The sequence below is a fragment of the Variovorax sp. GW458-11-26-14-LB1 genome, from assembly GCF_059423965.1.
In genome coordinates, this window is record NZ_JBWKYW010000021.1 from 1 (window position 1) to 25531 (window position 25531).

Sequence of the window (25531 nt, forward strand, 5' to 3'; positions counted from 1 at the left end):
GGCGGCGGGCCGAAGAGCTTTTCGCGCGGCAATGCGTAGTGCCGCACGAGGTCGGTCACCTGCAGCAGCGGGGTCGATGGATTCATGGCGCAACAGCCTGCGCGGCTGCAATTTCTTCGAGACGCATGCAGCGCACCGCGTGGTCCGGCGGCAGCACCGTGGCGGACGGCCGCGTGGTGTGGCAGGCGTCGACTGTGTAGGCGCAGCGGCCCGCGAACGGGCAGCCCGGTGGCAGGTCGACCAGCTCGGGCACGCTGCCGCGGATGGTCGCCAGACGCAGGCCGCGCGGCGCACCGATGGCGGGGCGCGCGGCGAACAGGCCTTGGGTGTAGGGGTGGGCGCGCTTGGCGAACACGGCGTCGGTGGGGCCGCTCTCGACCACGCTGCCGCCGTACATCACGAGCATCTTCGAGACCGTCTGAGAGATCACGCCGAGGTCATGCGAAATCAAAATCAGCGCCATGCCGCGCTCGGCCACGAGGCCCTGGATGAGCTCCAGGATCTGCTTCTGGATCGTCACGTCGAGCGCGGTGGTGGGCTCGTCGGCGATCAGCAGGTCGGGCCCGCAGGCCAGCGCCATCGCGATGCCGATGCGCTGGCGCTGCCCGCCCGAGAACTGGTGCGGGTAGGCATCGAGTCGCGAGGCGGCGTCGGGAATGCCGACGCGGTCGAGCAGCGCGAGCACTTCCTTGCGCGCCTCGGCTTTCGACAGACCGCGGTGCAGCCGCAGCGGCTCACCGACCTGGCGCGCGATGGTGTGCACGGGGTTCAGCGCCGTCATCGGCTCCTGGAAGATCATGCCGATGCGGTTGCCGCGGATCTGGCACATGTCTTTTTCGTCGCGCCCGACCAGCTCGGTGCCGTCGAAGCGGATGCTGCCCGTGACCTTCGCGGTCGCGGGCAGCAGGCCCATGAGCGACATGACGGTGATCGACTTGCCGCAGCCCGACTCGCCGACGATGCCCAGCGTTTCGCCGCGCTCCAGCGAGAAGGAAATGCCGCGCACGGCTTCGGCCGGCCCGCGTTGCGTCTGCAGGCCGATGTGGAGGTCGTTGACTTCGAGAAGCGCCATGGCGTGCTTGTTTACCTCGCGCGCGCCAGGCGCGGATCGAGCAGGTCGCGCAGACCGTCGCCCATCAGGTTCAGGCCGAGCACCGCCAGGGCGATGGCCATGCCGGGGAAGACGGCCAGCAGCGGCTGCTGGAACATGAGGGTCTGGGCTTCGCTGAGCATGCGGCCCCACGATGGTTGCGGTGGTTGCGTGCCGAGGCCGAGGTAGGAGAGGGCGGCTTCCGCCAGGATCGCGATGGCGAAGCGGATGGTGATCTGCACGATCAGCACGGCGGAGATGTTGGGCAGCACGTGCTGCATCGTGATCGCGAACGATCCCTTGCCGCAGGCGCGTGCTGCGGCGACGTACTCGCGTGACCAGATGGCGTTGGCCGAAGCGCGCGTGATGCGTGCGAAGGTCGGGATGTTGTAGATGCCGATGGCGATGATCGCGTTGACGATGCCGGCGCCGAACACGGCGGTCATCATGATCGCGGAGAGGATGGCGGGGAAGGCGAGCGTGAAGTCCGACAGGCGCATCACCGCTTCTTCGACCCAGCCGCGTCTCGCAGCAGCGAGCAGGCCCAGCGCGGTGCCGACCACGAGGCCGATGCCAACGGCGATCACGCCCACGAGGATGGACGCGCGCGCGCCCACCAGCAGCAGCGAGGCCACGTCGCGCCCGAAGGCATCGGTGCCGAGCCAGTGCGTGGCCGAGGGCCCCTGCATCTTGTTCGCCATGTCCATCGCGTAGGGCGACCACGGCGTCCAGACCAGGGAGAGCACGGCAGCGATCAGCAGCAGCAGGCTCAGCACGCCGCCGATCGCGAAGCTGCGGTGGTGCAGGGCGCGGCGCCAGAAGCCCGGCACCTTGAGCGCGACGGCGCTGGGAACTGTGGTCGTGCTCATACGTCGCTCGCCTTGATGCGCGGGTCGATCACGGCGTAGAGCACGTCGACCACGAAGTTCACGATGACCACCATCGCCGCGAGCAGCATCACGCAGTTGCGCACCACGATCAGGTCGCGGTTGCTGATGGCCTGGAAGATCAGCCGGCCCAGCCCGGGCAGGTAGAACACGTTCTCCACCACGATGGTGCCGGCCAGCAGTTCGGAGAACTGCATGCCCATGACGGTGATGACCGGGATCATCGCGTTGCGCAGCACGTGGGTCCACAGCACCATGCGCTGGGACACGCCCTTGGCGCGCGCGGTACGCACGAAGTCTTCGCGCATCACCTCGAGCACGGCCGAGCGCGTGATGCGCGCGAGGATGGCTGCCTGCACTACGGCCAGCGAGAGCGCCGGCAGCAGCAGCGATTTCAATCCCGCGAAGATGCCTTCACCCCAGCCCTCGAAGCCGCCGGCGGAGAACCACTGCAGCTGCACCGAGAACACAAGGATCAGCAGGATCGCGAACCAGAAGTTGGGAATGGCGATGCCGACCTGGGCCATGCCCATGAGGCCGACGTCGCCGAGCTTGTTGTGGCGCGCTGCGGCCGTCACGCCCACGAGCAGGGCGATGACGACGGTGAGGGCCATCGCCATCACGGCGAGCGGCACGGTGAGGGCCAAACGTTCCAGGATCAGGTCGATGACGGGCGAGCTGTAGGCGTAGCTGTCGCCCAGGTTGCCGGTGAGCAGGCCGCCGATCCAGTGCCAGTAGCGCGTCCACGCGGGCTGGTCCAGGCCGAGCTTGGTGGCCAGGGCGGCGACGGCATCGGGCGAGGCGTCGGGGCCCATGAGCATCTGCGCGGCGTTGCCGGGCAGGATCTCGAGGACGAGGAAAACGATGACCGAGGCGCCGATCAGGGTGCCGATCAGCGTGGCGATGCGCTTGAATAGAAACAGACTCATGGGGCGGGCCGCAGCATAACTGACTGGTGCAACAACCGTGCCTTGGCTGTGAACTTTGTCGCTCCTCGCCGGACCGCCCTGACGCCGGCGGGGGCTCCGCAGGGTCTGCGGGGAGGCCTTCGCCCGGTCCGCCGATAATCGGGGGATGGCCCTCATGATCACCGACGAATGCATCAACTGCGATGTCTGCGAGCCCGAGTGCCCGAACGATGCGATCTACATGGGCGCCGAGTTCTACGAGATCGATCCGCACAAGTGCACCGAGTGCGTCGGCCACTTCGACGAGCCGCAGTGTGTGCAGATCTGCCCGGTGGCCTGCATCCCGGTGAACCCGGACCATGTGGAGACCCGCGAGACGCTGATGCAGAAGTACGTGCGCCTCACGGCGGACAAGGCGGCCCCGCCTTCGTCGGATGCCGCCTCGCCGTCGTCGTCAGCCGGCGCCCTCTGAGCCGGGTTTTTTCTTCGTTTTCTTCTTGCCTGTGTCCTTCGGCGCCTCGTCGCCGGTCGAAGGACTGTTGAAGCGCGCACTCGTCGGGCGGGGCTCGGCCGTGTGCTTGCGCTGACGGGCCTGGGCGGCCTGTTCGGCGGGCGTGAGCGGTTGCGCGCCCGAGGCGAAGCGCCCCGCATCGAAGGTCGTGGGGCTGCGCCGGCCGAGCGCCTCCCGCTCCTGCGACTCTCGGTGGCGTGTCAGCCGGCCCGCGCTGTGTTCGTTGCGGCGCGTGGCGTCTTCCGACGCCTTGCGGTCCGCATCGCTGCGCCGGTCGTCCACCTTCACGGTCCGCCCGCCTTCGCACGGCTGGTCGGAGTAGGTGTTGCCGCATCGCCAAGTCTGGGCTGAAGCGCCCATGGAGGCAGCGGAAAGTGCTATTGAAAATATAGCAGTTGCCGCTGTTCCTGCCGTCTTCTTGATCTTCGTCGTCGTTCTTCTTTTTCTCATTTTTTGTTTGCTCTCCCTCCCTGCACTCCCGTGGCCGGCTAGGTGGCGGCAGGCGTCGTGCCTCCGTCGCCGGGCTCCCGCCTCGGCGGCTTGGGCCGCGGCGGTTTGCTCGTGTGAATCATCAGCGTGGCTTTTTCCATCTCGCCGGCCACCAGCGCGGGGGCGGCATGCAGGGTGCGCACGATGGCGTCTTCGATCGCTTCTCGTTGTTCCTTGAGCGGCTTCTTGAGCACCCAGTTGACCACCTCCGACTTCACGCCGGGATGGCCGATGCCCAAGCGCAGGCGCCAGTAGTCGCCGGTGCCGAGCTGGGCGTGGATGTCGCGCAGGCCGTTGTGGCCCGCATGGCTGCCGCCGAACTTGAGCTTGGCCTGCCCGGGCACCACGTCGAGCTCGTCGTGGACCACGAGGATTTCGTCGGGCGCGATCTTGAAGAAGCGCGCCAGCGCGGCCACCGACTTGCCCGACAGGTTCATGAAGGTCTGCGGCTCCAGCAGCCAGATGCTCTGGCCGCCGATGTTCGCGCGCGCCGCGAGGCCGTGGTAGCCGCGCTCGGGCACGAGGTTGAGCTTCCAGTCGCGCGCGAGGGCGTCGATCCACCAAAAGCCGGCGTTGTGGCGCGTGGCTTCGTACTCAGGGCCCGGGTTTCCGAGGCCGACAAACAGCTTGATCATGGCGGGAATTATCTCGCCGCCCCCCAAAGCAAAAGGCCCGCACGGGGCGGGCCTTTTGTTCGCGGACGGAAAGAAAGAGGATTACTTCTTCTTGGCCGTCTTGGCGGCGGGCTTGCCAGCGGCGGCAGCAGCGCCTTCGGCAGCAGCGCCTTCGGCGGCCGGTGCGGGCTCTTCCGAGACCAGCGGCGGCACGGCCGACACGATGACGGGGTTGGTCTTGCCGTGGCTCACGAACTTCACGCCCTTGGGCAGCTTGATGTCGTTGACGTGCAGCGTGGCGTTCTTCTTCAGGCCCGAGAGATCGATCTCGATGAATTCAGGCAGATCGCTCGGCAGGCAGTTGATTTCCAGTTCGGTCATCACGTGGTTCACGAGGTTGTGATCCAGCTTGACGGCGTCGGACTCTTCTTCACCCTTGAAGTGAAGCGGCACCTTCATGTTCATGCGGGTCTTGGCATCGACGCGTTGGAAGTCGATGTGTTGCACCAGCTGGCGGAACGGGTGGTATTGCACGTCGCGCAGCAGCACCTTGGTGACGGCGCCGGCGAGGTCCATTTCGAGGATCGACGAGTGGAAGGCTTCCTTCTTCAGGGCGTGCCACAGCGCGTTGTGATCGATTTCGATCAGTTGCGGCTGGGTGTCACCACCGTAGACGATGCCCGGGGTCTTGCCCGTGATGCGGAGACGGCGGCTCGCACCCGTGCCCTGCTTTGCGCGCTCATAAGCGACGAATTTCATAACTAGCTCCTGTGAGAGTCCACCGCGACCAGTGCGACTCCGGTTCAAAAAGGCCTCCGAAGGAGGCCTGCTTTTTCGCTCTCAGCTCAGAACAGGTTGTCCTGGTCCGAGAACAAACTCATCACCGACTCGCCCTTGGCAATGCGCTGGATCGTTTCGGCGATCAGCGGTGCCACGGAGAGCTGGCGGATCTTTCCGCACGCGACGGCCGCGTCGGAAAGAGGAATGGTGTTGGTGACGACCACTTCGTCCAAGGCGGTGCCCTTGGAGAGGCGTTCGATGGCCGGGCCCGAGAAGATCGGGTGCGTGCAGTACGCGTACACGCTCTTGGCGCCGCGCTCCTTCAGCACTTCGGCCGCTTTGACCAGCGTGCCGGCCGTGTCGATCATGTCGTCCATGATCACACAGTTGCGGCCGTCGATCTCGCCGATCACGTTCATGACTTCGCTGACGTTGGCCTTCGGGCGGCGCTTGTCGATGATGGCGAGGTCGCAGTTCAGTTGCTTGGCCAGCGCACGGGCGCGCACCACGCCGCCGACGTCGGGCGAGACCACGATCAGGTCTTCGTAGTTCTTCTGGCGCAGATCGCCCAGCAGCACGGGCGAGGCGTAGATGTTGTCGACCGGAATGTCGAAGAAGCCCTGGATCTGGTCGGCGTGCAGGTCCATGGTGAGCACGCGCTCGACGCCCACGGTTTCCAGCAGGTTGGCGACCACCTTGGCCGAGATCGGCACGCGGCTCGAGCGCGGGCGGCGGTCCTGGCGGGCGTAGCCGAAGTAGGGGATCACGGCGCTGATCCGCTCGGCCGAAGCGCGCTTGAGCGCGTCGACCATGATCAGCAGTTCCATCAGGTTTTCGTTGGTCGGCGCGCAGGTCGACTGCACCACGAACACGTCACGGGCACGGACGTTCTGGTTGATCTCGACGGTGACTTCGCCGTCGGAGAAGCGACCGACGCGTGCGGCGCCCAGCGAGGTGCCGAGGTTGTGCGCGATTTCTGCAGCAAGGCCGGGATTGGCGTTGCCGGTGAAAACCAAGAAATCAGGGTGATTGGCCTGCATGAGCGCGTCCGGGCAGTGCAAATGGGCTTGCGGGAAAGCCGCCAAAGGTTTCGAGTCGTGGCGGCCTGTGTGGGCCGCCGATTATTGCAGCCGGTGGACTGCAAAAGAAGCGCTGCGGCCATCAGGCCGCAGTTTGAGAGATTTGGCAGGGGAGAAAGGATTCGAACCTTTGCATGCTGGAATCAAAATCCAGTGCCTTAACCAGCTTGGCGACTCCCCTACACAGGTTGATGGCTTGCACCACCCACCGATATATGTCGCATCGAACCGCAGAGCGTTCCGATTATCTCTTCAGGCTGCCCATCCCCAGAGTGGATGAACTGCCAGATTGTCGCATTGTCGAACCTGCCATCCCCGGGGGGCTTCGAGCAGTTCCGCTTCCTGCGGCAATTGCGGCATCTTCGCGAACACCGAACTTCCGGAGCCGGTCATCCGGGCTTTCAATCCTTGCAGTCCGAGCCATTCGATGGCGTCGGTGACTGCGGGGCAAAGCCGTTGGGCAACCGGCTGCAGGTCGTTGTGACCGAAGTCGTAAACCCCGTTGCCGAGGTTTGTGGCTTCTAGCTGTTCGCTATCTGCAGCAAAGCCTGAGATTATAGCAACAGGAGTTGCCCGTTCCAAATCATCCGCAGAAAAAATTAATCGGGTATCGAGTCCCTCGGGTGGCTTGGCCACCACGAAGCGTGCCGGCGGCAGGTTCACGGGGGTGATCTCCTCGCCGATGCCCTCGACCCAGGCGTTGCGTCCGCCGAGGAAGAAAGGCACGTCCGCGCCCAGCTTCAACCCGATCTGCGCCAGGCGCGACAGCGGCAGGTTCAGGTTCCAGAGGCGGTTGAGCGCGAGCAGGCAGGTGGCCGCATCCGACGACCCGCCGCCCATGCCGGCTTGCGCGGGCACGTGCTTGGCGATGCCGATGTGCGCGCCCTGGCCCGGCGCGGCGTGCGCCTGCAGCGCGCGGGCGGCGCGCAGCACGAGGTCGTCGGCCGGCAGCGGCGTGGTGAGGTCTTCGCGGCTGAGCTGACCATCGTGGCGCAGCTCGACGTGCAGCGTGTCGCACCAGTCGATCAGCATGAAGACCGACTGCAGCAGGTGGTAGCCGTCGTCGCGCCGCCCGGTGATATGCAGGAACAGGTTCAGCTTGGCCGGCGCGGGAAGGTCGTAGATCGCCTTCATGAGCGTTCGAACACGATGCGCAGGTCTGCCCGGGGCGCGGGGGATTCGCGGGTGGCCTGCAGCTTGCCGTTCGACAGCTGGCCCAGGTCGGCGCGCCAGCCGGGCACGGGGTCGGCGCGGCCGTCGAGCCAGCCGAACAGCGCGCCCACCGGAATGGCGGCGCCGGTAGCGGCTTCGATCAGCGCGTCGACGGAGTCGTAGCGGCGGGTGTCGCTGCCGTTCTTCAGCAGGGCTTCACCCGGCGCCCAGTGCAGTTGCGCGAGCGTGCTGCCGATGGGCGTGGTCAGCGTCAGGTCGCCGGCTTCGGCCGAGCCGCGCAGCTCGAACAGGGCGGCAAAGGTCTGGACCGGTTCGCTGTCGATGCGCAGCGACATGCGCCCGCTCCAGCTCGCCGATCGCCCGGGCGCGGCAGCCGGGCCGCCCGAGAGCTGGGCGCAGCCCGTGAGCCACAGCAGCAGTGCACCGCCGCCCGCGCCAAGCGCCGCGCGGCGGGTGAAGGACTCATCGCCCCGCGCGGGAGCCGTGTGCGTGATCGATGCCATTCAGGGTTTGACGCGCAGGCGCTTGAGGGTTTCCTGCAGCGTCTCGTTTTCGGCGTCCGTCAGCAGCGATTCTTTCCAGATCGCGACCGCGCGGTCCTTCTGGCCGACCGACCACAGGACTTCGCCGAAATGCGCGCCGATCTCGGGGTCGGGCCGCGTCTTGTAGGCCGCCTCGAGGATGCGGATCGCCTCCGCCGTGTTGCCGAGCCGGAACTCGACCCAGCCCAGGCTGTCGGCAATGAACGGGTCTTCGGGCGCGAGCTGCACCGCCTTCTGGATGAGCGTGCGCGCCTCGTCGAGCCGGATCTTGCGATCGGCAAAGGAGTAGCCCAGCGCGTTGTATGCGTTCTGGCTCTCGGGCTTGAGCGTCATCAGGCGGCGCAGCAGCCGCTCCATGTCGTCCAGGCGGTTGAGCTTCTCGGCCATCATGGCCTGGTCGTAGACGAGGTCACCGTCGTCCGGCGCGGCGGCCGAGGCCTGGGCCAGCAGGTCGTAGGCGGCTTGGTACTGCTTCGCCTCGCGCAGCAGCTGGGTTTCGGCCAGCAGTTTCTGCTTGCGTTCCTCCGCCGTGCGCTCGGGCAGCGCGCGCAGCAGCTCGCGGGCCTGGGGCAGCTTGCCCTGCTTCGCGAGCAGGCTGGCGCGGCGGCCCTGGATGGCGCTCTGGTTGTCAGTGCTGTCGATGCGCGTGATCCAGCGGTCGGCCGCCTGGAAATCCTTGCGCCGCTCGGCCAGCTGCGACAGCACGAGATACGCCTGCGTCAGCCCGCGCTTGCGGTCTGCGACGTCACCGGCGTCCTGGCTCTGGCCCGGCGCCGTCATCAGGTCGACGTAGCGCTTGAGCGAGGTTTCGGCCGCCGCTTCCTGGCGGGCCTGCATCTGCAGGCTGCCGAGCAGCAGCCAGGGCTCCGCCAACTCGGGACGCGCGGCGGTCAGGGTCTGCAGCTGCGTGCTGGCGTCGCTGAAGCGGCGGTTCTCGACCAGCGTGCGTGCGTACGCGATGCGCAGGTCGGGCGAGGCCTTGGGGTTGTTCGCGAGGTAGCGCGTGACGATCGGCTCGGCCAGCGGCTGGCCCGGATCGATGAGCTCGAGCGCCAGCGCCGAAGGTGCCTCGGACGACGGGTCGATGGCCTGCCCCTTGCGCGCGGCGTCCAGCGCCCCCGAGGGGTCGCCGGCGTTCAGTCGCAGCCGGCCCACGGTGGCCCAGGCCAGTCCGCCGGTCGTCGGGCTCTTGAGTTCATCGACCAACGCCTGCTCGACCACCGAGGCGGCCAGCTTCTTGTCGGCGGCGCGGCCGTAGGTGCGTGCGATCACCGCCATCAGCAGGGGGCGCTCGATCTGCGAGGTGGCGGCCACTTCGGCGCGCAGCGGTTCGACGGTTTCGCTGATGCGGTTCAGCGCGATCAGGATCTGCAACTCGATGCGCCGGGCATCGCGCGAATTGGGCAGTGCTTCCTGCCAGGCGCGCGCCGCGGAAATGGCGGCGTCGCCGGAGCGCGACTGCAACGCAATTTCGACCGCGCGCTGGAACAGCTTGCCGTCGCGCAGGCGTCGGGCCGCGTCGAGCACGAGCGAATAGCCGGAGCCGGGGTCGCCGGAGCGGGCGGTGATCTCGCCCATGAGAATTTCATAGAACAGGTCGGCCGTCAGCGCCGACGGCTGCGCGGCTTCGGCGGCCGGCTTGGCTGCCGCAGGGGTCGTCCGGGGGCGCACCGGCGGCTTCGGCGGTGCCGTGCGTTCGATGACGGGAGGCGGGTTGCCGGCGGCGGTGGGTTCAAGAGACTGTGCGTGCGTTGTGTAGGCAAGCAGCACGAGAGACGCGGCCGCCGCAAGGCGGTGACGGCGGGGCGATGGGTTCATCTGACCATAATAATCCAGCCATTTGAACGAGTGCCGCATGGGGCTTCGTCGCTGCCGGAGTTTTACTTTTCATGCCTGAACTACCCGAAGTCGAAGTCACCCGGCGCGGCTTTGCCGACCGCATCGCCGGCGCGCGCATCGAGTCCGTGCGCATCGGCAAGCCGCTGCGCTGGGCGCTGATGGTGGTGCCGCAGGCGCTGGTCGGGCGCCGCGTGCGCGAGGTGCGCCGCCGCGGCAAGTACCTGCTGATCGACCTGGACCGCGGGCTGCTGTTGCTGCACCTGGGCATGTCGGGCAGCCTGCGTTTCGACATCCACCTGCCGGAGCCCGGCGTGCACGACCACTTCGACCTCGTCACCGAACTCGGGACCCTGCGGCTGAACGACCCGCGCCGCTTCGGCGCCGTGGTCTACGTGGACGACGAAGAGGCGCCCTGGGCCCTCAAGCTGCTCGGCGGACTGGGCATGGAGCCGCTGGGCGATGCCTTCGACCTCGACGCCTTCCATGCCGGGCTGAAGAAACGCCGCACGGCCATCAAGCAGGTGCTGCTCGCGGGCGACGTGGTGGTGGGCGTGGGCAACATCTACGCGTCGGAGGCGCTGTTCATGGCCGGCATCCGGCCGACCCTGTCGGCGGCGCGCATCAGCCGGCCGCGCGCGGCGAAGCTGCATGCGGCGGTGCGCGACATCCTGGCGCGGGCGGTGGAGAAGGGCGGCAGCACATTGCGCGACTTCTCGAACGTGGATGGGCAGAGCGGCTATTTCCAGCTCGAAGCGACCGTCTACGGCCGCGCGGGCGAGCCGTGCCGGGTGTGCGGCACGCCGATCCGGCTGTTGAAACAGGGGCAGCGCTCTACTTATTACTGCCCCCATTGCCAGAAATCCTAGGGAAGGCACGCCCCGTGGCGGCTGCTTCGGGGCAAACTCCTGCCGGTACCCCGTTCGCCATGTGGCGATGTTATATTTGTAAATTCTTACTTACATCTTCCCCTTGAGCCGCTCTTTCAACCAACAGCTCGATCAGCACGGCGCCTGGCGGAGCAACTTCGCCCGCCGCCTTCAGTGGCTGTCCCGTTGGCTGACCGACAACGAGCTGCTCGACCAGGCCGTGGCCGAACGGCTGCGCGCCCTCGAAGACCAGATCCGCACCAGCAAGGTCATGGTGGCCTTCGTGGCCGAGTTCTCGCGCGGCAAGTCGGAGCTGATCAACGCGATCTTCTTTGCCGGCTACGGCCGGCGGATCATGCCGGCCAGCGCCGGGCGCACCACGATGTGCCCGACCGAGCTGGGCTACGACGCCGCCCTGGCGCCCAAGCTGCGCCTGCTGCCCATCGAAACCCGCCTGGAACCGCACTCGCTCGCCCACTGGCGCGAGCGGCCCACGCGCTGGACCGAATTGCCCATCGAGGTGGGCGACGCCGAGCAACTGGCCCGGGCCATGGGCAAGGTGGCCGAAGTCCGCTGGGTGAGCAAGGACGAAGCCCGCGCGCTCGGCTTCTGGAACCCCGAGACGCCCGACGACAACCCGGTGCAGGACGCCGAAGGCCGCGTCGAGATTCCGCGCTGGCGCCACGCGGTGCTGAACATGCCGCACCCGCTGCTCGAGCAGGGCCTCGTGATCCTCGACACGCCCGGCCTGAACGCGATCGGCGCCGAGCCCGAACTCACCGTGAGCCTGATCCCGCAGGCGCATGCCGTCGTCTTCATCCTGGGCGCCGAAACCGGCGTGACCCGCTCTGACCTGTCGATCTGGCGCGAGCACCTGATCACCGGCGACGACAGCCACGACACACGCTTCGTGGTCCTCAACAAGATCGACACGCTGTGGGATACGCTGAGCACCCCGGCACAGATCGCGCAGCAGATCGAGCGCCAGCGCGAAGGCGCGGCTCGGCTGCTCGAAGTGCCGCTGGCACAGGTGCTGCCGGTGTCCGCGCAGAAGGGCCTGCAGGCCAAGATCGGCCACGACGCGGCCCTGCTAGACGCCAGCCGGCTGCCGGCGCTCGAGGCGCTGCTCGGCGAAGGCGTGCTCGGCAAGCGAGAGACCATGCTGCGGCTCGCCGTCGATGCCGGCATGACCGCGTTGCGCACCGAGGCCGAGCGCCTGCTGAAGGTGCGCCAGCGCGATCTGTCGGAGCAGGCGCTCGAACTGCAGGGCCTGCGCGGCAAGAACGTGTCGGTGATCCGCCACATGCGTGCGCGCATCGACCAGGAACATGCTGAATTCGAGGGCAGCAACACCCGCATCCTGGCGCTGCGCTCGGTACAGGGCAAGCTGCTGCGCGAGGTGTACGCGGTGCTCGGGCGCACGGCGCTCAAGGCCGACATGGTCAAGCTGGCCGCGGCGCTCAAGCGCCCCGGCGTCAAGTTCAACGTGCGCAAGGTGTACGGCGAAACCTTCGATGCGCTGCGCAACAACCTGCGCGAAGTGCAGGCGACGACGGCCGAGATCCAGTCGATGCTGCACGCCACCTTCCGCCAGCTCAATGCCGAGCAGGGCTTCACGCTGCAGGCGCCGGCCGAGCCCGACCTGAGCGGCTTCGAGCAGGAGCTGGGCCAGATCGAGCGCAGCCACATCCACTACCTGGGCGTGGGCAACCTGATCAAGCTCGCGCAGGCCGACTTCTGCGACAAGCTGGTGCGTGCGCTGGCCAGCCGGTTGCGGCTTGTCAACGAAGCCGCCATGACCGAGGTCGAGCGCTGGAGCAAGGGCGCCAGCGCGCAGATCGATGCGCAGCTCAAGGAGCGCCGCCGCAATTTCAGCAAGCGCATCGAGGCGATCGAACGCATCCAGAACGCCGCGGGCAGCCTCGACGACCGGCTGGCCGAGATCGCCGCGCAAGAAAGCCACCTGGCCGCGCTGCAGGAGCGGCTGCACGAGTTCACCTCGCTGATCGCGCAGCACGGCAGCCAGCCGCCTGCCGCGGCCGCCGCCATCGCGGGCGAGCAACTGCGTGCGGCCTGAGCGCAACGCCGCGCGGGCGGCCGTCTCTCCTTCCCTGTCGCTGCCCCCCGATTTCGCGGCACAGGTCGTGCGCTGGCAGCGCAGCCATGGGCGCAGCGAGCTACCGTGGCAGAACACGCGCGATCCGTACCGCGTCTGGCTTTCGGAGGTGATGCTCCAGCAGACCCAGGTCACGACCGTGTTGGGCTACTTTGCGCGCTTTCTCGAGCGTTTCCCGGACGTGGCGGCGCTGGCCGCCGGCACCGAGGACGAGGTGTTCGGCCTGTGGAGCGGGCTGGGCTACTACAGCCGCGCGCGCAACATGCACCGCTGCGCGCAGGAGGTGGTTGCGCGCTTCGGCGGCGCCTTTCCGCACACCGCCGCCGAACTCGTGACCCTGCCCGGCATCGGTCGTTCGACGGCGGCGGCCATTGCGGCTTTCTGTTTCGGCGAGCGCGTGGCCATCCTCGACGGCAACGTGAAGCGCGTGCTGACGCGCGTGCTCGGCTTCGACGGCGACATGTCGTCGGCGGCGCAGGAGCGCGCGCTGTGGGACCTCGCCACGCAACTGCTGCCGCCGGACGGCCAGCGCGAGGCGGTGGCGCACTACACGCAGGGCCTGATGGACCTGGGCGCCACGGTCTGCCTGCCGCGCAAGCCCAGCTGCATGATCTGCCCGGTGAACGCCAGCTGCGTGGGCCTGCGCCAGGGCACGCCCGAGCGCTACCCGGTGAAGACGCGCAAGCTCAAGCGCAGCGCCCAGTCGCTGTGGGTGCTGCTGGCGCGCGACGCGCAAGGGCGCGTGTGGCTGGAGAAGCGGCCCGCCAAGGGCATCTGGGCGGGGCTGCATTGCCTGCCGGTGTTCGACAGCCACGACGACCTGCTCGCGGCCCTGCCGTCGGGCGCGGCGCACGACACGCAGGAACTGCCGCCCTTCGTGCACGTGCTGACCCACAAGGACCTGCACCTGCACCCCGTGCTGCTGCAGGGCGTCCAGCCGCAAGGCGAGGGCGCGCGCTGGGTCGAGGCGCAGGAGTGGAGCCGGCTGGGGCTGCCTGCCCCGATGCGCAAGCTGCTGGAAACCGCCGAGGCCTGAACGGCTCCCGGCGGTAGGCCGGCTTCGCCGCCGTCAGGCGTCGAGTTCGCGGTGGCGCTTGAGCGCGCCCCAGCGCGCACCGAAGGCGCGTGCCAGTTGCTCGACCAGGAACACCGACCGGTGCTGCCCGCCCGTGCAGCCGATGGCCACCGTCACGTAGCTGCGGTGGTCGCGCGCCAGTGCGTCGAGCCAGTGCGTGAGGAACTGCTCGATGTCGTCGAACATGCGCGCCACGTCGTCGTGCTCGCGCAGCCATTCGATCACCGGCTCGTCGCGGCCCGTGAGCGCGCGCAGCGCGGGCACGTAGTGCGGGTTGGGCAGCATGCGCACGTCGAACACGTAATCGGCATCGAGCGGCACGCCGCGCTTGAAGGCGAACGATTCGAACACCAGCGTCAGCGCGTTCTGCGGCGCCGAGATCAGCCCCTTGATGTAGCTCTGCAGCTGCGCAGGGCGGATGAGGCTGGTGTCGATCACGTCGGCGCCATCGCGCAGGTCGGCCAGCAGCTCGCGTTCGAGTTCGATGGCCTGCACCAGCACGCGGTGCTGCTCGGGCACGTCGGTGCGGCTTTCCTGGCGCGAGAGCGGGTGGCGCCGGCGGGTTTCCGAATAGCGGCGCAGCAGCGCGTCGGTGGTCGCGTCGAGGAACAGCGAGCGCAGCGAGACGCCATCGGCGCGCAGCGCCTCGAGCTGCTGCGGCACGATCGGCAGCGACACGCCGCTGCGCACGTCCATCGCGATCGCCACGCGCGTGGCCTGCTGTTCGTGCTGCAGCGCGATGAAGGCGGTGAGCAGCTCAGGCGGCAGGTTGTCGACGCAGTAGTAGCCGGCGTCTTCCAGCGCGTGCAGCGCCACCGACTTGCCGGAGCCCGACATGCCGGTGATGAGGACGAGGTCGAGGTTCATGTTCATGGGGCGGTCGCCGGCGTCTTGTGGCCGAGCATTTCGCGCGCGTGGGCCAGCGAGGTGGCCGACACCTTTTCACCGCCCAGCATGCGGGCGATTTCGCGCGCCCGGTCGTCGGCCGCGAGGCGCGACACGCCGCTTTCGGTGCGCGGGCCGTCCGTGCCGGCCGCCGTCGTCTGGCGCTTGGCGACCACGAGGTGGTGGTCGGCGCAGGCCGCCACCTGCGGCAGATGGGTCACGGCGAGCACCTGGCGGTCGCGGCCGAGCTGCTTCATGAGGCGGCCCACGGTCTCGGCGACGGCACCGCCCACGCCGGCATCGACCTCGTCGAAGATCAGCGTCTGCGCGGCGCCCAGTTCGCTGGTCGTCACGGCGATGGCCAGCGCGATGCGCGAGAGCTCGCCGCCCGAGGCCACCTTGCCGATGGCGCGCGGCGTGCTGCCGGCGTGGCCGGCCACCAGGAACGAAATTTCTTCGAGGCCGGCGCGACCGGGCTGTGCCAACGGCTGCAGTTCGACGTCGAAGCGCCCGCCCTGCATGCCCAGGCCCTGCATCGCCTGCGTGACGGCCTGCGCAAGGCGCGGCGCCGCCTGCTTGCGGATCTTGCCGAGGGCCTTGGCTTCTTTCATGTAGGCCTGCTGGGTGTTCTGCTCGGCGCGTTCCAGGCCTTCAAGGTCGCTTTGTGCGTCGAGTGCCTGCAGCTCCGCCTGCCAGCCGGCCAGCAGCGCGGGCAGCTCGGCCGGCGTGCGCTTGTAGCGGCGCGCGAGCGACATCCACAGGCCCATGCGCTCGTCGAGTTCGGCGAGGGTCTTGGGATCGGTGTCGGTGTCGCGCAGGTAGCCGTGCAGCGAGTGCGCCGCGTCCGAGGCCTGCGCCACGCAGGAGGCGAGCACTTCGCCCAGCGTACGGAATTCGGGCTCGATGTGTTCGCAGTTCTGCAGCAGCGTCGCGGCGCGCGTGAGGGCGGCGAGGGCGCCGTTGTCGTCGTCTTCGAGCGCCTGGCTTGCGCCCTGGGCCGCGTCGATGAGCGCCTGCGCGTTCGAGATGCGCGAATGGTGGGCCGAGAGTTCTTCCCATTCGTCGGCGCCCGGCGCCAGCTTCGCGACTTCGGAAATCTGCCACTGCAGCCGCTCGCGCTCGCGCTGCAGCGAGTCTTGCGCCGAGCGTGCGTGCTCGAGCGCCGAGAGCGCCTGGCGCCAGCTTTGCCAGGCGGCGTCGAGCGCGTCGGTGCGCGCGCCCGCGTAGGCGTCGAGCAGGCCGCGCACGGCCTCGGGGCGGGTCAGGCTCTGCCAGGCGTGCTGGCCGTGGATGTCGAGCAGGCGGTCGCCCAGTTCGCGCAACTGCGTGGCGGTGGCGGGGCTGCCGTTGATCCAGCCGCGGCTGCGTCCCTGCAGGTCGACCGTGCGGCGCAGCAGCAGGCCGTCGCCTGCCTCGAAGCCGCCTTCGTCGAGCCAGCCGGCCAGGGCCGGGTCGGCGTCGAACTCGGCGCTCACGTCGAGCCGCTCAGCGCCTTCGCGCACGGCGCCGGCGTCGGCGCGGTTGCCCAGCGCCAGCTGCAGTGCGTCGATCAGGATGGACTTGCCGGCGCCGGTTTCCCCGGTCAGCACCGTGAAGCCGGCCGACAGATCGAGTTCAAGGGACCGCACGATCACGAAGTCGCGCAGTGCGATGCGTCGCAAAGCCATCTCAGTTCGTCCTCAAGCTGGGGGCGTGGTCCTTCATTCAGGAGCCCCCTTCGTTCCAATGGAGTTTTTTCCGCAGCGTGTCGAAGTAGCTCCAGCCGCGCGGGTGCAGGAAGCGCACCCGGAAGTCGGAGCGGCGCACCACCACGCGGTCGCCGATGGCGAGCGAGGCGAGCGACTGCATGTCGAAATTGGCGCTGGCGTCGCGACCGCTCACCAGCTCGATCACGATCTCGTCGGCGTCGGGCAGCAGCACGGGGCGGTTGGACAGCGTGTGCGGCGCGATCGGCACCATCACCCAGCCCGGCACCGCCGGATGCAGCAGCGGCCCGCCGGCCGACAGCGCGTAGGCCGTCGAGCCCGTGGGCGACGCGATGATCAGCCCGTCGGCGCGCTGGTTGGCCACGAAATGACGGCCCACCGACACGCGCATCTCGACCATGCCCGAGGTGGCGCCGCGGTTGACCACCACGTCGTTCATCGCGAGCGCGTCGAACACCACGGCCTCGTCGCGGAGCACCTGCGCGTGCATCAGGCTGCGGTGGTCTTCTTCGTATTCGCCGGCCAGCATCGGGATCAGCGTGGCCTGGTAGTTGTCCAGCGGGATGTCGGTGATGAAGCCGAGCCGCCCGCGGTTGATGCCGATCAGCGGGATGCCGTAGCACGCGAGCTGCCGGCCGATGCCGAGCATGGTGCCGTCACCGCCGACCACGAGGCCGAGGTCGCAGCGCTGGCCGATTTCTTCGACCGACAGCGCCTGGTAGCGCGGGTGCGGCGGGGCGTCGGTGTCCTCGCAGGACGAACGCTCCACGAACACCGTGCATCCCTGCGATTCGAGGAAGGCGCCGATGCCTTCCATCACGCCGTCGCGCGCATCGGCTTGCGCCCGGGCGCCGGAAGCCTGGTATTTGCCGATCAGGGCGACGTGACGAAAGCGTGAGGTCATAGCTCACAAATTACAACACTAAAATCTTGCAATGCTGGACGACCGTGCCAAGTTGCTGTTGAAGACGCTGGTCGAGCGTTACATCGCCGATGGGCAACCCGTCGGATCACGCACGCTCTCGCGTTCGGCGGGGCTGGATCTCTCGCCCGCGACCATCCGCAACGTCATGTCCGACCTCGAGGCGCTGGGGCTCATCGCCAGCCCCCACACCTCGGCCGGGCGCGTGCCGACCACGCGCGGCTACCGGTTGTTCGTCGACACCATGCTGACCGCGCAGCGCGAGCAGATGAGCACGCCGAGCCTGGCGGCCGACCAGCCGCAGAAGGTGATCGCCAACGCCGCGCACCTGCTGTCGAACCTGTCGCAGTTCGTGGGCGTCGTGATGGCGCCGCGCCGCGCCTCGGTGTTCAAGCAGATCGAATTCTTGCGGTTGTCCGAGCGGCGGCTGCTGGTGATCATCGTCTCGCCCGACGGCGACGTGCAGAACCGCGTGATCTTCCCCGAGTCCGACTACTCGCAGTCGCAGCTGGTGGAAGCCTCGAACTACATCAACGCGCACTTCGCGGGCCTGACGATCGAGCAGGTGCGCGACCGCCTGCAGTCCGAGGTCGAGAAGCTGCGGGGCGAAATCGCCGCGCTGATGCAGGCCGCGGTGCAGGTCAGCTCCGAGGTGCTCACCGACGCCCAGGCTGACGACGTCGTGATCTCCGGCGAGCGCAACCTGCTGTCGGTGACCGATTTCTCCAGCGACATGGGGCAGCTGCGGCGCGCCTTCGATCTTTTTGAAGAGAAGGCGCAGCTGATGCGGCTGCTCGACGTGTCGAGCAAGGCCGAGGGCGTGCGCATCTTCATCGGCGGCGAAAGCCAGGTCGTGCCCTTCGAAGAGCTGTCCATCGTCAGCGCCAACTACGAGGTCGACGGCCAAGTGGTCGGCACGCTGGGCGTGATCGGTCCGACCCGCATGCCGTACGACCGCATGATCCAGATCGTCGACATCACGTCGCGGCTGGTGAGCAACGCGCTGAGCCACCGCAAGTAAGCGGCCGCGCGCGGCGCATAGAATCGGGCCCGCGTGGGCCGTTAGCTCAGTTGGTTAGAGCAGCGGACTCATAATCCGTTGGTCGAGTGTTCAAGCCACTCACGGCCTACCACCACACATTCCCCCCTCTGTAGACACTCCGACGAAGGCCGCATTGCGCGGCCTTTTTCCTTGCAGCTGCGAGGGCGCGAGCGAAGCCTGCGGCCGCCGCCGATTTCACCTACGGCAAACACAGGATTCCTTCAGGTTGCAACGCAACATCGAAGGCAGAATGCACCATTTGAGTGCAAATGTAACGAGCCGGGTGATCCCTGCGCACGCCGCACTGCGATTCCCGATGGCCATGACCCCGCTTTTCAAGCTCCTGCTTCCGTTGTCCCTGCTCGCGCTCGCTGCATGCGGCGCCAAGCAGGCTTCCACCACCGATGACGCGCCGCCCGAAGTCGGCGTGGTGGCGCTGCACGCCAGCGACGTGGCCGTGCACACCGAGCTCGCGGGCCGCACGGCCGCCTACCGCGTCTCCGAGGTGAGGCCGCAGGTCAACGGCATCGTGCGCAAGCGGCTGTTCGAAGAGGGCGGCATGGTCCGCGCGGGCCAGGTGCTGTACGAGATCGAGCCCGGCCCGTTCGAGGCCGCGCACGAGCAGGCGCAGGCCACGCTGGCCACGTCGCAGGCCACCATCGCCAGCCTGCGCGGCAAGGCCGATCGCTTCGGCGAACTGGTCAAGGCCAATGCCGTGAGCAGGCAGGAACACGAAGAGGCGCAGGCGGCGCTGGTGCAGGCGCAAGCCGGCGTGAAGGCCGCGCAGGCGGCCGTGAAGGCGGCGCGCATCAACCTCGACTTCACGCGCATCACCGCGCCCATCGCGGGACGCATCGGCCGCTCCGCCGTGACCGAAGGCGCGCTCGTGGCGCCGGGCCAGGCGATGGCGCTGGCCACGATCCAGCGGCTCGATCCGATCTACGTCGACGTCGTGCAGTCGAGCCTGGCGTTGACGAAGCTCAAGCGCCGCTTCATCTCGGGCGACATGGCGCCGGCCAGCACCCAGGTCCGCCTGCGCATGGAAGACGGCCTGCCTTACCCGCATGCCGGCACGCTGAAGTTCTCCGAAGTGGCCGTCGACGAGGCCACCGGCTCGGTCACGCTGCGCGCGGAATTTCCGAACCCGCAAGGGCTGCTGCTGCCGGGCATGTACGTGCGCGCGCAGGTCGAGTCTGGCGTGGAGCGCCAGGCCATCCTGGCGCCGCAGCGCGGCGTGGCCCGCAACGAGAAGGGCGAGCCGACCGCGCTGGTGGTGGCGGCCGACAACAAGGTCGAGCTGCGCGCGCTCGAGGTGCGCAGCACCGAGGGCGAGCACTGGGTCGTGACCCGGGGCCTGCGCGAGGGCGACCGCCTGGTGGTCGACGGCTTGCAGCGCGCACGCCCGGGAGAAAAAGTGAAGCCGGTGCCGGTGTCCACGGCGGGCGCATCGTCCGCTGCTGCACCTTCTCCGGCCGATTGATGAGAAGCGACAACCTCCCGTGATCGCCCATTTCTTCATTCAGCGGCCCGTCTTCGCCTGGGTCATTGCCATCCTCATCATGCTGGCCGGCGGCGTGGCCATTCGCACGCTGCCGGTGTCGCAGTACCCGGACATCGCGCCGCCGACCGTGGTCGTGTCGGCCAACTACCCCGGCGCCTCGGCGCAGGCGGTGGAAAACAGCGTGACGCAGGTGCTCGAGCAGCAGCTCAAGGGCATCGACGGCCTGATGTACTTCAAGTCGACCAGCAGCGCCGCCGGCTGGGCCGAGATCAACGTCACTTTCCGCCAAGGCATCGACCCCGACACCGCACAGGTGCAGGTGCAGAACAAGGTCAGCCAGGCCACCAGCCGGCTGCCGCAGGCGGTGCAGCAGCAGGGCGTGACGGTCGCCAAGTCGCAGAACAACTTCCTGCTGATCGTGGCGCTGTACGACGAGACCGGCCAGCGCACCGACACCGACATCGCCGACTGGATGGCCAGCAACCTGCGCGACCCGATCAGCCGCGTCGACGGCGTGGGTTCGGTGCAGGCCTTCGGCGCGGCGTACGCCATGCGCATCTGGCTCGACCCGCACCGGCTGGCCAGCTACCAGCTGATGCCGTCCGACGTCACGGCCGCCATCACTGCGCAGAACACGCAGGTGTCGGTGGGCGAGATCGGCGCGCGGCCGTCGGCACCGACGCAGCACCTGAACGCCACTGTCACCGCGATGTCGCGGCTGCAGACGCCCGACCAGTTCAAAGCCATCGTGCTCAAGACGCAGGCCGACGGCGCCGTGGTGCGGCTGGGTGACGTGGCACGCGTGGAGATCGGCAGCGAGTCGTATGCCGAGACCACGCGCCTGAACGGCCACCCGGCCGCGGGCTCGGCCGTGATGCTGGCCCCCGGCGCCAACGCGCTGACCACCGCCCGCGCGGTGAAGGCGCGCATCGCCGAGCTTGAGCGCTCGCTGCCTGCCGGCCTGCGCGTGGCCTACGCGGAAGACACCACGCGCTTCGTCAAGATCTCGATCCAGTCGGTCATCCGGACGCTGCTGGAGGCCATCGCGCTGGTGGTGGTCGTGATGTTCCTGTTCCTGCAGAACTGGCGCGCCACGGTCATCCCCGCGATCACCGTGCCGGTGGTGCTGCTGGGCACCTTCGGCGTGCTGGCGGCCTTCGGCTATTCGATCAACGTGCTCACGCTGTTCGGCATGGTGCTGGCCATCGGCCTGCTGGTGGACGATGCCATCGTGGTGGTGGAGAACGTCGAGCGCGTCATGCACGAAGAGGGGCTCGATGCGAAGGCCGCCACGATCAAGTCGATGAAGGAAATCACCGGCGCGCTGGTCGGCATCGCGGTGGTGGTGTCGGCGGTGTTCCTGCCCATGGCCTTCTTCGGCGGCTCGGTGGGCGTGATCTACCGGCAGTTCTCGGTGACCATCATCGCGTCGATGGTGCTGTCGGTGGTGGTGGCCATCGTGCTCATCCCGGCGCTGTGCGCGCGCTTCCTGAAGGCCGGCGTGCCGCCGCGCACGCGCGGCTTCCTGGGCGCCTTCAATCGCCGCTTCGACGCCGCGCAAGGCCGCTACGTGGGCGTGCTGGGCCGCATCCTGCGCAAGCCGCTGCGCTTCACGGCCGTGTACGTCGCCATCGTGGCCGGCATGGGCCTGCTGTACCTGAGCCTGCCCGGCGGCTTCCTGCCGGAAGAGGACCAGGGCAGCGTGATGGTGATCGCGACGCTGCCGGCCGGCGCCACTTCGGGCCGCACCGACGAAGTGAACCGCGCGATCGAAAAGCACTTTCTCGAGACCGAGAAGGACACGACCGACACCATCTTCACGCTCACCGGCTGGAGCTACAGCGGCTCGGGGCAGAACATGGGCATGGCGTTTGTCTCGCTGAAGGACTGGTCCGAACGCGCCAGTGCGGACAAGCGTGCGCACGCCATCGTCGAGCGTGCCGGCAAGGCGCTGGCCAAGCAGCAGCGCGACGCCGAGGTCTTCGGCATGGTGCCGCCGCCCATCGAGGGGCTGGGTGAGTCGAACGGCTTCGAGTTCTGGCTGCAGGACATCTCGGGCATGGGCGCCGAGCGGCTGTTGCAGGCGCGCGAAAAGCTGGTGCGCGAGGCCAACAAGGACCCGCGTCTGCAGTCGGTGCGCGCCAACAGCGTGGCGGGCACGCCGCAGTTGCAGGTCGACATCGACCAGCTGAAGGCCTCGGCCCTGCGGCTGTCGCTGGACGACGTGAACACCACGCTGGGCATTGCCTGGGGCGGCAGCTACGTCAACGACTTCATCGACCGCGGCCGCGTGAAACGCGTGTACGTGCAGGCCGATGCGCCGTACCGCTCGGCGCCGGACGACATCGGCCAGTGGTTCGTGCGCGGCAGCACGGGGGCGATGACGCCGTTCTCGGCCTTTGCCACCACGCGCTGGTCGCAGGGCGCGTCGCAGCTCGAGCGCTACAACGGCCTGCCCGCGGTGCAGATCCAGGGCGCGGCCGCGCAGGGCACCAGCTCGGGCACGGCCATGGCGGCCATCGAGACCCTCGCGAAGAAGCAGAGCGGCACGGGCCAGGCCTGGAGCGGCCTGTCGTACCAGGAGCGGCTGTCGGGCGGGCAGGCGCCGCTGCTGTTCGCGCTGTCGATCCTCGTGGTCTTCCTGTGCCTGGCGGCGCTGTACGAGAGCTGGTCGGTGCCGGTGTCGGTGATGCTGGTGATTCCGCTGGGCGTGCTCGGCGCGGTGATCGCGGCGGCGCTGCGCGGGTTGTCGAACGACATCTACTTCCAGGTGGGGCTGCTTGCGACCATCGGGTTGTCGGCCAAGAACGCGATCCTGATCATCGAGTTCGCGGAAGCCGCGCTGCGCCGTGGCGTGCCGCTGCTCGAAGCGGTGGCCGAAGGCGCGCGCCTGCGGCTGCGACCGATCCTGATGACCTCGCTGGCCTTCCTGGCGGGCGTGATCCCGCTGGCGGTGGCCACCGGCGCGGGCTCGGGCAGCCAGGTCGCGATCGGCACCGGGGTGTTCGGCGGCGTGCTTGCGGCGACGGCGCTGGGCATCTTCTTCGTGCCGCTGTTCTACCTGCTGGTGAAGCGCGTGGCCGCAAGGCTGATGGGGCGAAAGGCGCAGGAGGGCGGCGAACAGGTGGCCTGAGGCCGTCGCATCGCAAGGCCGTGAAGCTTTTTTGAAGGCCTCGCCGGAACAGCGCTTTCGGCGGGGTAGAATTCAAGGCTGCGCGGCTGTAGCTCAGTTGGATAGAGTACTTGGCTACGAACCAAGGGGTCGTGGGTTCAATTCCTGCCAGCCGCACCATCTCTCGAATAGCCTGGAAGAGTTTCTCTTCCAGGCTATTTTCGTTTGGGGCCCTCGCACAGAGGGTTTCGCTGCCCGCACTCGCTGCGCGGCAGGCGCCCACAAAAAAGCCGCCCGAGGGCGGCTTTTTGACGTCGATACGGACAACTGCCAGGCCAGTCCTGTGCAGCGTCGCACTAGGCGTCTTACTTCTTCTTGGCGACGGCCTTCTTGGCGGGAGCCTTGGCGACGACTGCCTTCGTGACAGCAGCCTTGGTGACGGCTGCCTTCTTCGGAGCGGCGGCCTTCTTGGCAGCGGGTGCAGCAGCGGCCTTTTCAGCCTTGCGCTTGGCGGCCTTGGGGTCGATGGCGGCCTTGAAGGCAGCGCCGGCGACGAACTTCGGCACCTTGGTGGCGGCGATCTTGATCTTGGTGCCGGCCTGGGGGTTGAAGCCCGAGCGTGCAGCGCGTGCGACTTGCTTGAAAGTACCGAAGCCGACCAGCTGGACCGAATCGCCCTTCTTCACGGCAGCGACGACGCTGCTGGTGATCGTTTCGAGGACGCGTGCGGCCTCGGCCTTGCTCAGGTTGTGGGTGGTGGCGATCTTCTCGACCAGTTCGATGCGGTTCATTCAGTATTCCTTGGATGGTATGGCGCCGTGTTGCCTACGGCGGCCCAGGCTTATTCCGGGCGGGGCGGAGTGTACCGGGTCGGAAGGGTCACTTTGGAGCGGCGCGGGCCGGATGCGTTGCAACAAGCCCCATTGCGGGCGGCCGTTGTCCGTATTTTCAGCTTTCGATCACAAAGGTTGGGGCGGGCGAAAAAACACGCTATAATCGAAAGCTGTGCGGCTGTAGCTCAGTTGGATAGAGTACTTGGCTACGAACCAAGGGGTCGTGGGTTCAATTCCTGCCAGCCGCACCACTCTTCAAGGGTTAGCTCGTTTTTCGAGCTAACCCTTTTTCTTTGGCTGGTCATTGCACCGTGCCCGCATCAAGGACGCGCCGGTCGCACGTCCTTCCAGAGGCCGGCCCGCTTGGCCCTGGCTTCTTCTTCCGCGAATTCATACTGTCCGCGCTCCTGGGGCGACAGGCGTTGCGCCTGCGCGGGCTGCCAGCGTGCCAATCCGACGGTCAGCAATGCCAGGCCTGCGTCGAGCGTTCGCGGCCCATGGGGTGCCGAATCCGGCGTCACCACCACGCGGCAGATGCGCTCGCGGGCATGGGATGTGGAAGCGTCGCAGTCGACGTCCGCTGGCTTCAGGCGGACCATGTCGTGCATCTTCTGCCGGGCCTGCTCGGCGAAGGGCTGCCCCGGCTTCGGCGCCTCGATGCCCTGCAGGCGCACGCGGCGCCACGCATCGGCGCTGGCTGCGTCGCCGCAGCGGGCGGTGAGGCTGTCGCCGCTGTGGATGCTCACGACGAAGCAGGTCTGCGTCCTGGCGTGGGTGTCGAAGGGAAGAAAGCCCAGTGCGGCAGCAAGGACCGTGAGAGCGTACAAATGAAGCCCCGCCGAGGCATGGCGACGGCATGAGAAATGTCCGGTGGCGATCACGGGGGCTCCTGTCTCCTGGGCATGGCGGTTGCGGCAAACTCACCGGCTTGTAGGGCGCGGCAAGGGCGCCCAGTATTTCCGATTTGAAGGGCTCTGCATTGAACAAGGCATTCACCAAGGAGTCTGACGCCGATGCGGACGACGACGATGACGGCGCAGGTGGCGCCGCACCCGCGCTGCCGGCGGGCAGCAAGAACTACATCACGCCCGAGGGCTACGCGCGCCTGCGCGACGAGCTGCTGCAGCTGATGGACGAGGAGCGCCCCAAGGTCGTCGAGGCCGTGCACTGGGCTGCGAAGAACGGCGACCGCTCCGAGAACGGCGACTACCTCTACGGCAAGAAGCGCCTGCGAGAGATCGACCGACGCATCCGTTTCCTCGGCAAGCGGCTCGAGATCGCGGAGATCACCGACCCGTCGGTGCACCACGGGCGCGACCAGGTCTTCTTCGGCGCCACCGTCCGCTATGCCGACGAGACCGGCGAGGAGCGCAGCGTCACGATCCTCGGCATCGACGAGGCCGAGAGCGCCAAGTCGGAGGTCAGCTGGATCTCGCCGATCGCGCGTGCGCTGCTCAAGGCGCGCGAAGGCGACGTGGTGAAGCTCGTGACGCCCGGCGGGGCGCACGAGGTGGAGATCTTGTCGGTGAGCTATCCGGCGCCGCGCACACCGGCGAACTAA

At 68.0% G+C, this 25531-nt stretch carries 23 protein-coding genes and 4 tRNA genes; 11 read left to right on the plus strand and 16 right to left on the minus strand.

Annotation, left to right across the window (positions count from 1 at the left end; translation table 11 throughout):
* Window positions 1-82: 82 nt before the first annotated feature.
* The 3 genes from AC07YS_RS15610 to AC07YS_RS15620 are packed head-to-tail and all read right to left on the minus strand — an operon-like array spanning window position 83 to window position 2906.
* Entirely contained in the window at window positions 83-1072 is a 990-nt protein-coding gene (locus tag AC07YS_RS15610) for an ABC transporter ATP-binding protein (RefSeq protein ID WP_062481347.1), read from the minus strand.
* Window positions 1073-1083: 11 nt separating this feature from the next.
* Complete coding sequence (locus AC07YS_RS15615) at window positions 1084-1959, minus strand: ABC transporter permease (protein WP_062481348.1); 876 nt, start codon at window positions 1957-1959, stop codon at window positions 1084-1086.
* Complete coding sequence (locus AC07YS_RS15620; protein ID WP_095746670.1) at window positions 1956-2906, minus strand: ABC transporter permease; 951 nt, start codon at window positions 2904-2906, stop codon at window positions 1956-1958. The genes AC07YS_RS15615 and AC07YS_RS15620 overlap by 4 nt, the downstream gene beginning before the upstream one ends.
* Window positions 2907-3051: 145 nt before the next feature.
* On the opposite strand from AC07YS_RS15620, the gene AC07YS_RS15625 reads away from it, so the two are divergent.
* Window positions 3052-3357 carry a YfhL family 4Fe-4S dicluster ferredoxin gene (locus tag AC07YS_RS15625; RefSeq protein ID WP_070061994.1) on the plus strand — a complete coding sequence of 102 codons (306 nt, stop codon included), beginning with the start codon at window positions 3052-3054 and terminating at the stop codon, window positions 3355-3357.
* Here the strand turns inward: AC07YS_RS15625 and AC07YS_RS15630 are convergent.
* The 8 genes from AC07YS_RS15630 to AC07YS_RS15665 form a co-directional block, all read right to left on the minus strand.
* Window positions 3340-3756: a hypothetical protein gene (locus tag AC07YS_RS15630; RefSeq protein WP_495268512.1), complete on the minus strand. Its 417-nt coding sequence runs from the start codon at window positions 3754-3756 to the stop codon at window positions 3340-3342. The genes AC07YS_RS15625 and AC07YS_RS15630 overlap by 18 nt on opposite strands.
* A gap of 128 nt (window positions 3757-3884) precedes the next feature.
* On the minus strand, window positions 3885-4520 hold the full coding sequence (pth, locus tag AC07YS_RS15635) for an aminoacyl-tRNA hydrolase (protein ID WP_095949172.1): 636 nt from the start codon (window positions 4518-4520) through the stop codon (window positions 3885-3887).
* A gap of 81 nt (window positions 4521-4601) precedes the next feature.
* A complete protein-coding gene (locus tag AC07YS_RS15640; protein ID WP_062476274.1) occupies window positions 4602-5258 on the minus strand; it encodes a 50S ribosomal protein L25/general stress protein Ctc in 657 nt (218 codons plus the stop codon).
* 86 nt (window positions 5259-5344) lie between these two features.
* Complete coding sequence (locus AC07YS_RS15645; protein ID WP_062476346.1) at window positions 5345-6319, minus strand: ribose-phosphate pyrophosphokinase; 975 nt, start codon at window positions 6317-6319, stop codon at window positions 5345-5347.
* 143 nt (window positions 6320-6462) lie between these two features.
* Window positions 6463-6539 (minus strand) — tRNA-Gln (locus AC07YS_RS15650).
* A 71-nt stretch (window positions 6540-6610) separates the two neighbouring features.
* Window positions 6611-7492: a 4-(cytidine 5'-diphospho)-2-C-methyl-D-erythritol kinase gene (gene ispE / locus AC07YS_RS15655; protein ID WP_159273011.1), complete on the minus strand. Its 882-nt coding sequence runs from the start codon at window positions 7490-7492 to the stop codon at window positions 6611-6613.
* Window positions 7489-8034: a lipoprotein insertase outer membrane protein LolB gene (locus AC07YS_RS15660; RefSeq protein ID WP_495268511.1), complete on the minus strand. Its 546-nt coding sequence runs from the start codon at window positions 8032-8034 to the stop codon at window positions 7489-7491. Before AC07YS_RS15660 ends, ispE begins: the two co-directional genes overlap by 4 nt.
* Window positions 8035-9891: a tetratricopeptide repeat protein gene (locus tag AC07YS_RS15665; RefSeq protein WP_307637505.1), complete on the minus strand. Its 1857-nt coding sequence runs from the start codon at window positions 9889-9891 to the stop codon at window positions 8035-8037.
* Between the two features lie 71 nt (window positions 9892-9962).
* Here AC07YS_RS15665 and mutM point away from each other — a divergent pair, with 71 nt between their 5' ends.
* The 3 genes from mutM (at window position 9963) to mutY (ending at window position 13930) form a co-directional block, all read left to right on the plus strand.
* Window positions 9963-10778 (plus strand): bifunctional DNA-formamidopyrimidine glycosylase/DNA-(apurinic or apyrimidinic site) lyase, encoded by an 816-nt coding sequence (gene mutM / locus AC07YS_RS15670; RefSeq protein ID WP_354342281.1) that lies wholly within the window; start codon window positions 9963-9965, stop codon window positions 10776-10778.
* A gap of 103 nt (window positions 10779-10881) precedes the next feature.
* Window positions 10882-12855, plus strand: a complete 1974-nt coding sequence (locus AC07YS_RS15675; RefSeq protein ID WP_070061999.1) for a dynamin family protein — start codon at window positions 10882-10884, stop codon at window positions 12853-12855.
* Window positions 12856-12895: 40 nt separating this feature from the next.
* Window positions 12896-13930, plus strand: a complete 1035-nt coding sequence (mutY, locus tag AC07YS_RS15680; RefSeq protein ID WP_492684879.1) for an A/G-specific adenine glycosylase — start codon at window positions 12896-12898, stop codon at window positions 13928-13930.
* Window positions 13931-13963: 33 nt separating this feature from the next.
* On the opposite strand, the gene rapZ is transcribed toward mutY, so the two are convergent.
* The 3 genes from rapZ to AC07YS_RS15695 are packed head-to-tail and all read right to left on the minus strand — an operon-like array spanning window position 13964 to window position 17464.
* Window positions 13964-14836 carry an RNase adapter RapZ gene (gene rapZ, locus AC07YS_RS15685; protein ID WP_062476353.1) on the minus strand — a complete coding sequence of 291 codons (873 nt, stop codon included), beginning with the start codon at window positions 14834-14836 and terminating at the stop codon, window positions 13964-13966.
* Window positions 14837-14838: 2 nt separating this feature from the next.
* Window positions 14839-16521: a DNA repair protein RecN gene (recN, locus tag AC07YS_RS15690; RefSeq protein ID WP_495268510.1), complete on the minus strand. Its 1683-nt coding sequence runs from the start codon at window positions 16519-16521 to the stop codon at window positions 14839-14841.
* 37 nt (window positions 16522-16558) lie between these two features.
* Entirely contained in the window at window positions 16559-17464 is a 906-nt protein-coding gene (locus AC07YS_RS15695) for an NAD kinase (RefSeq protein ID WP_062476290.1), read from the minus strand.
* Between the two features lie 31 nt (window positions 17465-17495).
* Between AC07YS_RS15695 and hrcA the strand changes: the two genes are divergently transcribed.
* The 5 genes from hrcA to AC07YS_RS15720 all read left to right on the plus strand — a co-directional run bounded on the left by hrcA (window position 17496) and on the right by AC07YS_RS15720 (window position 23317).
* Entirely contained in the window at window positions 17496-18503 is a 1008-nt protein-coding gene (hrcA, locus tag AC07YS_RS15700) for a heat-inducible transcriptional repressor HrcA (protein ID WP_139702596.1), read from the plus strand.
* A gap of 35 nt (window positions 18504-18538) precedes the next feature.
* Window positions 18539-18615, plus strand: a tRNA-Ile gene (locus AC07YS_RS15705).
* A gap of 231 nt (window positions 18616-18846) precedes the next feature.
* On the plus strand, window positions 18847-20004 hold the full coding sequence (locus tag AC07YS_RS15710; RefSeq protein ID WP_095747713.1) for an efflux RND transporter periplasmic adaptor subunit: 1158 nt from the start codon (window positions 18847-18849) through the stop codon (window positions 20002-20004).
* A 19-nt stretch (window positions 20005-20023) separates the two neighbouring features.
* Window positions 20024-23158, plus strand: a complete 3135-nt coding sequence (locus AC07YS_RS15715; protein ID WP_495268509.1) for an efflux RND transporter permease subunit — start codon at window positions 20024-20026, stop codon at window positions 23156-23158.
* A gap of 82 nt (window positions 23159-23240) precedes the next feature.
* Window positions 23241-23317 (plus strand) — tRNA-Arg (locus tag AC07YS_RS15720).
* Between the two features lie 185 nt (window positions 23318-23502).
* On the opposite strand, the gene AC07YS_RS15725 is transcribed toward AC07YS_RS15720, so the two are convergent.
* On the minus strand, window positions 23503-23928 hold the full coding sequence (locus AC07YS_RS15725; RefSeq protein ID WP_062476298.1) for an HU family DNA-binding protein: 426 nt from the start codon (window positions 23926-23928) through the stop codon (window positions 23503-23505).
* Window positions 23929-24144: 216 nt separating this feature from the next.
* Between AC07YS_RS15725 and AC07YS_RS15730 the strand changes: the two genes are divergently transcribed.
* Window positions 24145-24221 (plus strand) — tRNA-Arg (locus AC07YS_RS15730).
* A gap of 69 nt (window positions 24222-24290) precedes the next feature.
* Here AC07YS_RS15730 and AC07YS_RS15735 read toward each other — a convergent pair.
* Window positions 24291-24851, minus strand: coding sequence for a thermonuclease family protein (locus AC07YS_RS15735; RefSeq protein WP_495268508.1), 561 nt, complete (start codon window positions 24849-24851; stop codon window positions 24291-24293).
* A 98-nt stretch (window positions 24852-24949) separates the two neighbouring features.
* On the opposite strand from AC07YS_RS15735, the gene greB reads away from it, so the two are divergent.
* Entirely contained in the window at window positions 24950-25531 is a 582-nt protein-coding gene (gene greB, locus AC07YS_RS15740; protein ID WP_062476302.1) for a transcription elongation factor GreB, read from the plus strand.